At 45.1% G+C, this 12,893-nt stretch carries 11 protein-coding genes; 3 read left to right on the top strand and 8 right to left on the bottom strand.

The features are described 5' to 3' along the window. Positions 1–428 precede the first annotated feature (428 nt). Positions 429–785, bottom strand: coding sequence for a holo-ACP synthase (gene acpS, locus DH10bf12_RS07865; protein ID WP_471737960.1), 357 nt, complete (start codon positions 783–785; stop codon positions 429–431). A 65-nt stretch (positions 786–850) separates the two neighbouring features. On the opposite strand from acpS, the gene DH10bf12_RS07860 reads away from it, so the two are divergent. After that, the gene (locus DH10bf12_RS07860; RefSeq protein ID WP_471737959.1) at positions 851–1,447 is read left to right on the top strand and encodes a rhomboid family intramembrane serine protease; all 597 of its coding nucleotides are present in this window, start codon (positions 851–853) and stop codon (positions 1,445–1,447) included. A gap of 35 nt (positions 1,448–1,482) precedes the next feature. On the opposite strand, the gene DH10bf12_RS07855 is transcribed toward DH10bf12_RS07860, so the two are convergent. Beyond that, entirely contained in the window at positions 1,483–2,997 is a 1,515-nt protein-coding gene (locus DH10bf12_RS07855) for a PH domain-containing protein (RefSeq protein WP_471737958.1), read from the bottom strand. After that, on the bottom strand, positions 2,990–3,472 hold the full coding sequence (locus tag DH10bf12_RS07850; protein WP_471737957.1) for a PH domain-containing protein: 483 nt from the start codon (positions 3,470–3,472) through the stop codon (positions 2,990–2,992). The genes DH10bf12_RS07855 and DH10bf12_RS07850 overlap by 8 nt, the downstream gene beginning before the upstream one ends. A 161-nt stretch (positions 3,473–3,633) precedes the next feature. Here DH10bf12_RS07850 and DH10bf12_RS07845 point away from each other — a divergent pair, with 161 nt between their 5' ends. After that, entirely contained in the window at positions 3,634–4,191 is a 558-nt protein-coding gene (locus DH10bf12_RS07845; RefSeq protein WP_471737956.1) for a hypothetical protein, read from the top strand. A 295-nt stretch (positions 4,192–4,486) separates the two neighbouring features. On the opposite strand, the gene cshA is transcribed toward DH10bf12_RS07845, so the two are convergent. The 4 genes from cshA to DH10bf12_RS07825 form a co-directional block, all read right to left on the bottom strand. Further along, positions 4,487–5,947 carry a degradosome RNA helicase CshA gene (gene cshA, locus DH10bf12_RS07840; RefSeq protein ID WP_471737955.1) on the bottom strand — a complete coding sequence of 487 codons (1,461 nt, stop codon included), beginning with the start codon at positions 5,945–5,947 and terminating at the stop codon, positions 4,487–4,489. A gap of 360 nt (positions 5,948–6,307) precedes the next feature. Further along, positions 6,308–7,021, bottom strand: coding sequence for an alpha/beta hydrolase (locus tag DH10bf12_RS07835; RefSeq protein ID WP_471737954.1), 714 nt, complete (start codon positions 7,019–7,021; stop codon positions 6,308–6,310). A 436-nt stretch (positions 7,022–7,457) separates the two neighbouring features. Beyond that, the gene (locus DH10bf12_RS07830; protein WP_471737953.1) at positions 7,458–8,819 is read right to left on the bottom strand and encodes a UDP-N-acetylmuramoyl-tripeptide--D-alanyl-D-alanine ligase; all 1,362 of its coding nucleotides are present in this window, start codon (positions 8,817–8,819) and stop codon (positions 7,458–7,460) included. Between the two features lie 13 nt (positions 8,820–8,832). Further along, complete coding sequence (locus DH10bf12_RS07825; protein WP_471737952.1) at positions 8,833–9,903, bottom strand: D-alanine--D-alanine ligase; 1,071 nt, start codon at positions 9,901–9,903, stop codon at positions 8,833–8,835. Positions 9,904–10,375: 472 nt separating this feature from the next. Between DH10bf12_RS07825 and DH10bf12_RS07820 the strand changes: the two genes are divergently transcribed. After that, positions 10,376–11,566, top strand: a complete 1,191-nt coding sequence (locus DH10bf12_RS07820) for a dicarboxylate/amino acid:cation symporter (protein ID WP_471737951.1) — start codon at positions 10,376–10,378, stop codon at positions 11,564–11,566. A gap of 217 nt (positions 11,567–11,783) precedes the next feature. On the opposite strand, the gene DH10bf12_RS07815 is transcribed toward DH10bf12_RS07820, so the two are convergent. Then, complete coding sequence (locus DH10bf12_RS07815; RefSeq protein ID WP_471737950.1) at positions 11,784–12,863, bottom strand: NAD(P)/FAD-dependent oxidoreductase; 1,080 nt, start codon at positions 12,861–12,863, stop codon at positions 11,784–11,786. Positions 12,864–12,893: the final 30 nt, after the last annotated feature.

Raw genomic sequence — 12,893 nt, 5'->3', positions numbered from 1 at the left:
ATGCGTGGCTTATGATCCGAGGAGCTAGCGCCTGGAGCTGGACAATCGGAAAAGTGGAAGCGCCTTGTTCAGACCCGACAAGCATAAGGCGACCTGAGAAAAACGGGTGACTTTTCCCGTTTTCTCAGGTTGACTTATGACTCGAGGGTCTAGGCGCTGGAGCTGGACAAAGAAAAGTGGAAGGCGCTTGATTAGCTCCGGATGGCGAGGGCGTGCGAATCATCTAAAAGGTGATGGAAATAAACAACCGCAGCCCCCCGCGATCATCCCCACATTAAGCTCCCGTGCTGGCCCCCGGCACTCCATGCCCTTAAGTCACAGTCTTTAAATCTTTTAGTTACCCAAGTGCATCAAGAGGGGCGGGCTGTTACAGTGGAACGCCTTTTGAAAGTTGATGAATGATCAAATACAAAAAACAGACGCCTGATCTAAGCGTCTGTCTTTTCCACTACCACCTGCGCGGCGGCGTATTCTTTTGTATGGGTAATACTTACGTGTACTTTATATTCCGGATGCCTGATAAACGGCCGGCCGGATGGTTCTTTGACAATTTCGATATCCTGAAATGACAGTTCGCGGCCAATGCCGCAGCCGATTGCTTTTGCATAGGCCTCTTTTACGGCGAAGCGCCCTGAAAGGAATTCAACTCTCCGCTTCACACCGAGCTCGTTAAATTGCCTGAGCTCCATTGCTGTCAGCACGCGCCGGGCGATTTTCGGCTGTCTGTCTAAAAGTGTGGCGATCCGTTCAATTTCTACGATATCCAAGCCGATTCCATGAATCATCTGAGTCACCTTTTTCGTATAGAATCCTGTATGATAGTAATAATCAGTTACAGGGAGGATTTCATTTGTTTTTACGTACTGAAAGCTTATCACAGTTTATCAGGTTTTACCCTGTCGTATCAGTGTTAATTTTAATACATGCGCTTGTGTTTATTGCGACTTCTCTGCCGGGCGGGCTTGGTAATGAGATACTTTTTACACTGGCAGGCATTAATGGTTTGATCTCTGAGGGTGAATACTATCGTCTGGTTACGCCGATTTTTGCACATGCAGACTTGTTTCACGTGTTGTTTAATACATTTTCACTCGTACTGTTTGCTCCGGCGCTTGAACGACTGCTGGGTTCGGTTCAATTTATTGTGGTGTACATGCTTGCAGGAATTATTGCGAACGTTGCAACCTGGGTGCTGCAGCCGCCGTTTTACTCTTCAGTCGGAGCAAGTGGTGCGATCTTCGGATTATTCGGTCTGTATGCAGCAATCTGGCTGATCTATAAGCAGGCTGCACCGATGGAAATCAGACAGGTCATGGTACCGATCATTGTGATCAGTGTTGTGATGACATTTTTCAGCTCAAATATTAACGTGACGGCGCATATTGCAGGACTGATTGCGGGAATATTCATCGGCCTGTTCATTTTCCAGCAGCGCCGGCGCGAATAGAAAAAAAGCCTGGAGCGGCTGCGCTCCAGGCTTTTTTAATATGTTTCGATTTCAGGCTCAAGGCCCGGTTCGTGCACCTTTTTCACTTCCGCTTCAGGGCTGTACCAGTCCATCATCAGGTCTGCATCTTCTTTTGCGATGTGCGCGATGCTGCTGTGACTTCCGCTGGTATAGGACTTGATCGTTGAATGAATCGTTGCAACGTTCCCTTTTCGCTGGAAGATGGTCTGTGTCCATTCAAGTGACTGAACACGTTTCTTTTTCATATATACGATCTGTTTACTGATCCCGCGGAACTTCATGGTCAGCTGATCGCGTGATGCGCTCCAGCCCGCTGTTTTATACTGCCAAAAACCTAATATCACAGCAAGTGGAATCAGGATTAATGAAGCCAGTCCAAGCGGGAAAAAGAAGTAGGATACCGGTCCGATGATCACAAGTGAAAATAGCATTTTCCAGAAAATATACCGTTTTAATGCGCGCTTTGGCACGCCTGTAAATTCTGTTTTCCAGTGATAATCAGGTAAAATCTGATCCAGGATGGCATACGTTTCTTTTTCACGGATCATCGGAAGAAGACGGATTGCGTTTGAATCCTTTTCAAGCACTGAACCGCCCGCACTTTCGATTGTCACAGATGTGTACCCGAACGGCTCTCTTATTACGTTCTGGTCAAAGGTAATCCCCTGAATTCTTTTCAGCGGCACCGTTGTCTGCTTCTTCTCAAGCAGTCCGCGGGTAATGACGATATCCTTGTCCACGAGTTTGACCGTGAAATGAGCATAGCGCAGGAATGTCATACCAACTGCGATCAGCCATGCGAAGAAGAACACAAGTACGGCAACAATTCCCGCGAGAAGGAAGCCGGCTTCTACAAAGTCAACGAGCTCTGCAAATACTGCTTCAAATGGAATCACTTCTCCAAATTGGGAGAGGAAGATCAGAATACCACCAATCACTACCCCTGCTCCGCCAGATGTTGTGGCCATAACAATCAGGTCTTTCGGGCTCATCTTGTAGAGGATATGCTCTTCAGGCTCCTGCTCAACAAATTCTTCGCCCTCAGTCAGTTCTGATTGTTCTTCCTTCAGCTTCTTTTTAGCGGTTGAAATGATCCGGTTCAGTTCGTCGGCTTCCTGCTTTGTAATCGCAGTCAGCTCAGCCTCCGAATCAAGGTTGGCAGAGCTTCCCGCAGTTTCAACTTTGATTTTGACTAACTTTAATGGGCGGTGTAAAATGCCTTCTGTATAATTCAGGCTTTGAATCCGCTCAAAGGGAATGTATCGTTTTTTCTTTACGAAAAGGCCTTGCTCAATTCTGAGCTCTCCCTCTTCAATCCAGTATTTAAATCGCCACCACTTGATCACCCCGATGAATAAAAAAAGTATAATCATCGCACCCATGATGAAATACGGCAGGTAATCCAGAATTGATTCAGCTTCTCCACGATTTAAAAAGACTAAAATGACAATTGGAATAAATGCTTCTCTTAACGTTTTCAGTGCATTTAATACAGTGGTAATCGGATGCAGACGTTTTTCCTCAGACATCGTCCTCAGCCACCCTTGCTAAAGCAGATATCGAATCTCTCAGCTGGTCCGCCTCATCGATATCAAGTGCCGGAATCTGATGCAGTGTCGCTGCAGTTGAAATGCTGATCGTTGCCAGCCTGTATTTCCTTAGAATCGGTCCCTGTTCCGTATCAACGTGCTGTACACGGACCATCGGCACAAGCGTACGTGTCACGACAAAAATCCCGTGCTGCAGCTCAATTTCCTCATCCCTTACTTCATAGCGCCAGCGCTTCCACTTCAGCGTCGGCAATACAAATACGAATAATATAATTTCAAGCACTAATGCAGCCGCTGAGCCGACGATGAACCATACTGACCAGTCGAAGATCAGCGCAAGCGTTGTGACACCAGCACCTGCCAGCAGTGTAAAAGCTGCAGATATCCAGCCATATAGTCTCCAGACGGTTAATGCCCGTTCTGAAATTCTCATTTTAGGCTCCTGTCTCCCCATCGTATTCTCTCCTATCTAATGTCTCTTATGTACCTACTCTATCATACGAACCTCCCTGTACATATGTTTCAAAAGTTTTCAGAGTAAATTTTTGAAAAAGTGAAACTTTTTATGGAAATTTTCTGTATAGTAGATATGTAAATATTGTAAGGGGGATCTCTATGAACCAGGAATTTCACGAAGGAAATATGATGTGGATTGTACTGAGTGTGATTACATTTATATCTGCAATTATCTTTGGATTTATCGGACCAAACTTACTCCACTATCTGTTTTTCTCTTATGGGGACATCATCTTGATTCAGACACCGATCATCTCTAACGTGCTGTTTGGCATCTTTGGCGTTCTGCTGTCTTTGTTTTTCTTCATGATGTACAAAGAAGGAAAAGCATATAAAGCAACAGGCTTTACCGCTTTAATTCTGTCTGGGCTGCTTCTCGTAGTAAGCGTGACAAACTACTCCATATTAAGAGAAGAAAAAATCATTCACAACGGGCTGCTTTCGATTACTTCTACTGAGTATGAGTGGAGTGACATTGAGAGTGCAGTCATGCTCAGAGCAAATGATGATGTTGAACACGAGACATTTATTTTCAATATGAGCGATGGTGAAGATCTGTTGTTTGTCAGAAATGGACATATGATCAGCGCTTTTCCGAAGATTGATGGCATGCTGCAGGTGAATGGGGTTAAGTACACATCTCAGGAACGTGAATAAATAGCTGCTCCGGGCAACTTTCCGGGGCAGTTTTTTTGTTATGTTTGGGGAATTCAGCTTTGAAGAATAGGGCTGGGAGACGGCTGGTGGTGCGTTCAATTACGTGTTGAGGTGATTCAATTAATGTGACCGCTGAACCAATTAATTGTGTGAGTGATTCAATTCACCGCTACAACGGTAAACAGCACCCGTACTTTTTAAAGCAGAAAACAGCCCAGGCGATTGCCTGGGCTGTTTTTAGGTTTTGTTCAGCTTATGGTGCTGTGAGCTGACCAAGCGCCTTACGCTTTTCTAATTACCCTTCGCGTGATTGACGCTTTGGCTGGCGCTGACGGCTGTTGTACGGCTTGCCGCCGCCTCCGCCTTTACCGCCACGGTTTCCACCGCGGTTGCCGAACTTTTTGTCATCTTTGCGGTATGATTTCTTCTTAGAAGAAAGCGGGCGCTCAGGTGTGATGTCGATTGGTGTTTCGTCTGGCTCTTTTGTAAGAATCTTAAGAGCAGCAGCGATTAGATCCAATGATTCCTCACCGTCGTTTAATAGCTCACGTGCAAGTACTTTGTACTCTTCAAGGTTGTTCTTCTTAAGCGTTTCTTTCAGCTCATCAACAGCTGCGCGCTGAAGACCTTCAAGTGCTTCTGATGAACTTGGTGGACGCATTTGCTCCATCTTCTTCTTCGTTGTTTGTTCAACAACGCGAAGGTAGTTCATTTCACGTGGTGTAACGAATGTCATCGCCATACCTTTTTTACCTGCACGGCCTGTACGTCCAATACGGTGAACGTAGCTTTCAGGATCCTGAGGGATATCATAGTTATATACGTGAGTTACGCCTGAAATATCAAGTCCACGTGCAGCAACGTCTGTCGCAACTAGTACGTCAATACGGCCTTCTTTGAACTTCTTCAGTACGCTCATACGCTTCGTCTGTGTAAGGTCACCGTGAATTCCTTCAGCCATGTAGCCGCGGATTTCAAGTGCACGTGCAAGCTCGTCAACGCGACGCTTTGTACGTCCGAATACGATTGCAAGCTCAGGTGATTGAACGTTGATCAGACGTGAAAGTACGTCGAACTTCTCACGCTCATGCGCTTTTACGAAGAACTGCTCGATGTTTTCAACAGTCATTTCCTTCGCCTGAACTTTTACAACTTCAGGGTTCTTCATGAAACGTTCAGCAATCTTACGGATCGGTCCAGGCATTGTTGCTGAGAACAATAGTGTCTGGCGAGTTTCCGGAACGTTTTTAAGAATTGATTCGATATCGTCGATGAAGCCCATGTTAAGCATTTCATCCGCTTCATCAAGAACAAGTGTCTGAACCTGGTCAAGCTTAAGTGTACGACGGTTAATGTGGTCAAGAAGACGACCAGGTGTACCTACGATAATATGTGGCGCCTTTTTCATTGCGCGAATCTGACGCTGAATGTCCTGTCCGCCATATACAGAAAGTACACGCACACGCTTGTCGCTGCCGATTTTGTAAAGCTCTTCAGAAACCTGAATCGCAAGCTCACGCGTTGGTGCGATGATCAGACCCTGAATGCTTTGTGATTTAGTATCCACTTTTTCAAGCATAGGAATACCGAATGCAGCCGTTTTACCTGTTCCTGTCTGCGCCTGCCCGATAATGTCTTTACCTTCTGCTGATAGTGGAATTGTGCCAGCCTGAATCGGCGTTGCCTCTTCAAATCCCATACGTTTAATTGATTTCTGGATTACTGGACTAATTGGTAGTTCTGAAAAAAGTGTCAAATCCTTCATTCTCCTTTGTTTTGTGAATCATCTATTTCATACACATAGCTAAGATCGCTCAGAAGACTGCGACAGCCTTTATTCGTTGTCCTTAACGGTTAAAATAACTAGGGGCATTTCTTCCCCAAAAAGAAAACTCGGTACGAGGCCGAGTGCGTCAGAGATGCCAATCGTTCAATTGGTCTTTCATGCTGGTTAAAGACAACCATCAAAAATACGCAGGACATATTTGGTCCATAACGGAAAATTCCGCTTGACGCATTTAAAAGTTATATCACACTCTTCTTATAAATAAGAGAGCTAATTGCTAATTGTAGCAGATGTCTTACGTATCTTATCATGTCTATTTTCAAAACACAATCATCCATTGTCGGGAACTTTCTCCTGTTTTAAAAAGAAAGCGATCTCATGAAAAAGCTTGTCACAGTCGGACCCGTAGCAGATCAGGTGTTTCGACGATTTTGATAAATATAATCTTTTTTGATAAGTTCCGACGCGATCATAGACGAATCTTGCTGCTTTTGGAGGCACGATCCCGTCCATCCCCCCCTGCGCAATGAAAACAGGCACGCGTATCTTCGGAAGCAGTGGTACTACATAGGAGGCCAACCGTCTGAATTCTATTGTTGAGCGAATCGGTGTATGAAAAAGCTTATATTTATAATGACCAAACCATTCATTTTCATTCAGCCTTCTTCGCACTGTATCTGAAATCACTGTTCTGACATCGCTGAAAATCTGCTTGGGGTTGATATATAATGCGGCTGCGCTTAGTAATACGAGCTTTTTAACCGGATAATGAATGGTCAGATAAGCTGCAATCAGCCCGCCCATAGAAAAGCCTACAACGTAGATTTCATCGCAGTACATATATAATCTTTTCAGTTCTTCCTCTGCATACGTAATCCACTCCACAGCATTCGTCTCATGCAGCCTGAGGTTTCTGCCGTGTCCTGGCAGTACTGGTACTGAAATAATCCAGTCCGTATGCTCCCGTAAATATCTTGCCAGCGGATTCACTTCATAAGCACCGCCGGTAAATCCGTGAAGCAGCAGGCATCCTGTCTGTCCCATGACTTCCCTCCGTTCAATCTTCTATCGTTTTTATACCCATATTATGTGTTTTTGAATCTGTATGCATGTGTATTGGCTGTTGAGGTATGTGTTTTCACCGGCGAGGTATACGATCCGAGCGTTGACGTAGTGATACACCAGGGTTGAGTGCTGCAGGGTGCCAATCCGGGTGCCATCCCCCTAGCTTGATGTCTTTCAGACACTACAGTCATGTTTCTGAAAGGCATAAAGTGGGTGCGGCATTCGAACGCTATATGTGCGCGATCGAAGCAGGTGTATTTCCGGTTGACGTAGCGAAACACCCGGATCGAGTGCTGTCACACAGCCACTGAGTGCCTTACCCGCACATTTGACTGCCCTCCTCACCATCATCGAGCGCCATTACATAGCAGGCTAACAGCAAAAAGCCGCCCCACAGGACGGCTTCACAGGTATTTTATTTAAATGCCTCAATCACTTTTTCAAGCTCCATTCCGCGTGAACCTTTCACAAGTACGATGTCACCTTCAGATAGATGCTTTTTCAGTTCTGCGATAAGCTCAGCATGCTGATCGAACCAGTATACTAACGGGGTTCTTTCAATTGCTTCTTCTGCCAGCCATCTTGAACGCGGACCAAATGTAAGCAGCACAGGGATTTCGTTAAAATTGATCTTCTGACCGATTTCACGGTGGAACTCTTCTTCGTTGTCACCAAGCTCCAGCATATCCCCAAGCACTGCGATTTTTTTACCTTCCGCTTTTGCTTCTTCAAGAAATTGAAGTGCCGCAAGCATTGAAGTCGGGCTCGCATTATAAGCATCATTGATAAATACTTCGCCGTTAGACCCTTCAACGCGCTCCATTCTCATGGATGTCATTTCAGTTTTAGCGAAGCCTTCTTCAATCTCTTCAAGCGTCAGACCAAGGTGAAGCGCTGTGCGGACTGTAGCAAGTCCGTTCAGTACATTGTGTCTGCCGAGGACCGGGATCGATACCCAGGTTTCCTCAGTTCCAAGCTGAACACGGCTGCCTGCATCATCGATTTCAGTGTTTCTCGGATACAGACCATTCGTATCCTTATAGCCATACGATGCGCATTTCAAGCCTTCAGTCTGATCAACCAGGTTCTTTAATAATGGCTCATCTCCGTAGTAAAACAGGATGCCGTTTTCATTTAAACCTGAAATGATTTCAAACTTTGCTTTCGCGATATTTTCTCTTGAACCGAGGTCCTGAAGGTGTGATTCACCAATATTTGTAATGACTGCAATATCCGGTGTTGCAATCTGACTTAACAATTCGATTTCACCAAATCCGCTCATACCCATTTCAAGTACCGCTACATCAGTCGATTCTTTAATGTTGAGCAGTGTCAGTGGCAGCCCGAGGTTGTTGTTAAAGTTACCTTCTGTTTTCTGCACGCTGAATTTGGTAGAAAGAACGCCTGCGATCATATCTTTTGTTGTCGTTTTCCCGTTACTGCCGGTAATGGCAACAACTTTAAAATGATTTTCCTTGCGGTAGGCTGCTGCGAGCTTTTGAAGTGCTTTTTCAGGATCGTCAACTAAGATCACCGGTAAGTCTGCCGGTACATCCGGCACACCTTTTTGCCATAAAGAAGCGCCTGCTCCCTTTTCAAAAGCCTGACGGACATACTTGTGCCCATCTGTTCTTTCACCTTTAAATGGAACAAAAAGGTTTCCCGGCTGAATCGTTAGTGTATTGATACTTGCGCCTTCGACGACCGCCCCGGCAAATTCTTCTGAAGGAGCATCCGTTTCTAAGATATCAGCGATTTCGCGTAAAGTTTTTTTCATGACTGACTTCTCCTTAAATTGAAGTTTTTAATTTCTGTTTATCTTCATAGCGCTCGATTCCGAATTGCACAAGCTTTTCAATCAGCTCAGCATATGGAACGCCAGTGTTTTCCCATAGAAGGGGGAACATACTGTAAGGAGTAAATCCTGGCATTGTATTAATTTCGTTGATGAAAATTTCATTTTTATCCGTCACGAAGAAATCTGCACGCACAAGTCCTGAGCAATCCACCGCCTGGAATGCAACCTTCGCCATGCGCTGAAGTTCTTCAGCCATTCCTTCAGGCAGTTCTGCAGGAATGATCATGACTGAATCTCCGTCGACATACTTCGATTTATAATCGTAGAAATCTTTTTTCGCTACAATCTCACCTGGTACTGATACTTCCGGGAAGTCGTTACCGATCACACCAAGTTCAATTTCACGCGCTTTTACACCCTGCTCAATGACAATTTTACGGTCAAACTGAAATGCCTCTTCAAATCCGGCTTCAAGCTCCGCACGGTTCGTACACTTACTGATCCCGACACTTGAACCAAGATTGGCAGGCTTAATAAAGCACGGATAGCCGATTCCTTCTTCTGTTTTCACGTAAGCTGCTTCTTTATCCTGCTCCCACGCTGAGCGGATAAAGGATGTGTAGTCAACCTGCGGCAGACCGGCATCTCTGAACAGATTCTTCATAATAACCTTATCCATACCTGCTGATGAAGCGAGCACACCGTTTCCAACGTACGGGACATTTAACACTTCAAGCAATCCCTGAACCGTTCCGTCTTCGCCGTTAGGTCCGTGAAGTAATGGAAATACGATATCGTAAGTTGCTTCAGGTGCAGATGGTACATGTGTTAATGCTTCAGCAGGTGACACTCCGGCCTGCTCTCCAAACTGAAGCTGCTTTACATCTTCAACAGGCGCAGAAAGTGATGATCCCTTTCTCCACTCACCTTCTTTTGTAATAAATACCGGGTCGATGTCAAATTTCGTTAAATCCAGTGCCTTAATGACGGCTTTGGCTGTCTGAAGTGATACTTCATGCTCTGCAGATTTACCGCCGAACAGTAAACATAGTTTGATTTTCATGTATAAAATCCTCCATTTGATTGTTTAATACGATCATCTATGTAAATCCTTTAGTTTAAGCTGGCTGTTGATTTCCGCTCCAGTGGGACGCTTTCCTCGGACGAACGCTCAGACCAGGCAGAAGATCAAGACCTTCCGGGGTCATTTACGATCGTTTTTAAGCAGGAGTCGCCACCTTACGCTCCGATCAACTGCTGTGCATACACAACAACTGACTTTAACAGAGCGATGTTGAAAATCATACTCCTCCATCTTATCACGTTTTGTGATTTGGGAAATGAGTTTGATGAATCGATTTTTTGTTTTTTTACTATAACAAAAAACCTACCTTTTATGTCACAACCCCTTAATAAGACTGATAATTCTAAATAATTTTATTATTATTTTTTAAGCATTTTCTCTTAACAAGCTATAAACATCGCGTTATAATCCATCTATCAAATACAACTGTACACAACAGGAGGACTTTATGATGAAAAAAATTGGCTTACTCCCCCGTATTGTAATCGCAATTGCACTTGGTGTTGCTGTCGGAAGTGTCAGTCCTGAATGGCTGATCAGAGTGGCTGCAACATTTAATGATATTTTCAGCGGATTCCTGTCATTCGCAATTCCATTAATCATTATTGCCTTTATCGCCCCAGGTATCGGTGCCATGGGTCGCGGTGCCGGAAAAGCGCTTGGCCTGACTGCCGGAGTTGCTTATGCATCAACAGTTATTGCAGGTCTGGTTGCTTTTTTAAGCGCTACAGTCCTATACCCCATTCTCTTAGGGTCTCAAGCATCACAAGCATTTGAAAATCCTGAAGAAGCATTACTTGGTGGATACTTCGGTATTGAAATGACACCTGTGATGGGCATTATGTCTGCATTGCTGCTGTCATTTGTTCTTGGAATCGGAATCTCAGCGTTTAAAAACAGCGTCCTGCAAAAAGGTCTTGAAGAATTCCGTACAATCATTCAAAAACTGATTGAAAAAATCATTATCCCGCTCCTTCCTATTCACATATTCGGTATTTTTGCGAATATGACACAGGGCGGACAGGTGAGTGCCATTATCAATGTATTCCTGCTTGTGTTCGTCATGATTATTGCACTGCATATGCTGTACCTTGTATCAATCTATTCAACTGCAGGTGCACTGCACGGCAAGAATCCATTTAAGATGCTGAAAAATATGATGCCTGCTTACTTCACAGCACTTGGTACGCAATCATCAGCTTCAACCATTCCTGTTACACTTGAACAGTCTAAAAAGATGGGCGTTCGTGAAAAGACAGCAGACTTCTGTGTTCCACTGCTTGCAAATATTCATTTAGCCGGAAGTACAATCACACTGGTCAGCTGTGCAATGGCAGTGATGCTGATCCAGGGTGAGATTGCAACATTCACTCAGATCTTCCCGTTCATTCTGATGCTTGGTGTGACAATGATCGCAGCACCTGGTGTACCGGGCGGCGCGGTTGTTGCTTCACTTGGCCTGCTTGAATCCATGCTCGGCTTCTCAGGCGCAATGACATCACTGATGCTTGCCCTGTACCTAGCTCAGGATAGCCTTGGTACTGCTACAAACGTGACTGGAGATGGTGCAATCAGCTCGATTGTTGACCGTTTTACGAAGCGTAGTAAGGTGAAGAGTGAATCGGCAGTGAAGGCTGGGTGATTGGTGATAACTGGTTCGGAGAAAAACATGTGGTGTTCGAAGAATAGACGCGGTTGTTCGAAGGTTACCGCCCAATGTTCGGAGAAAAACAACCTACGTTCGCCGTTCAGACAGGCATGTTCGAAGCTTCATGACAATATACCCATTACCTTAAATCTGATTATTAACAGAAAAACCGGAGCGTGCACACAAGCACGCTCCGGTTTTTTCTATCCATTCACTGATATTTCTTCATATAACCACGGTCGATATAGTCCTTCCACCACCATGCCCAGCTGCCGAATTGACGCCACTTCCCGTATAGCATCAGTGCCTGTTTTCCACCTGTGGAAAGCAGGATCAATGCACGGCGCTGAGGTGTATAGTCTTTCATTCCCTCACGGTGAAGACTGGCAATCAGATTATGATGGAGCACTTCTCCCTGCCGCACTGCGTACACTCCACTTTTCGCCAGCTTCGGATGCGTGGTGAGCGCAGCGCAATCTCCTGCTGCAAAAACCTTGCTGTCATCAGACGTCTGCAGACAGCCATTCACTTTGATAAAGCCTTGTTCATCAACCGGCAGGCCTGACTGCTCTAAAAGCGCAGGCGCCTGGGCTCCACCAAGGAAGATCACTTCATTATATAAAATCTCTTCCCCGCTTCCAGTCACGACATAACGGTCTGTTACTTTCACAGCAGCCTCACCTTTAACATAACGGATGCCTTTGTGATCAAATAGCTTTTCAATCACAGCATCTGATTTTTGATCAATCAGTTGACTTGATGCGATCACAGTGACGCGGTCATATTTGCGGCCGCTTTGCTGCTTCCACTGATGGAATGAGAATGCCATCTCAACAGCTGCTGCACCGCCGCCGATCATGACGAGCTCTTTTGCTTTGCGGCATGCTTCGATCCGGTCCGGAAACAGATGAGCGGGTTTGATCTGCACCTGCTTTTCTGCAAGTCCTTCTATTTTACGGGGCGCAGTATGTGAACCGATATCGAGTGACAGGCGGTCATACTGCAGTCGTTCTCCAGATGACAGAACGACTTGCTGTTTTTCAGGATCAAAGGATTGAAGCATTTCTTCTATAAAATGTATTTTCTTTTCTTCACATATTTTCTTCAAATCAATCCGGATTTCTTCAAGTGTATAGAGCCCTTCGGCAAAGCCTGAGAACATTCCGGAATAATAATGATAGCGGGATGCTGACACGAGGACCCAATTCACATCTGTATCGCGGTCAGCAGTGAGCCGGCGTAATACTTCAAGGTGTGTGTGCCCACCCCCGGCAAGTACAATTGTTTTCATGATTTCCTCCTGAGCGTTTTCTCTATTCTA

The organism is Jeotgalibacillus sp. 10bf12, from assembly GCF_055597105.1.
The sequence above is the reverse complement of the archived record's forward strand: the minus strand, read 5'-3'. Positions and strand labels throughout refer to the sequence as shown.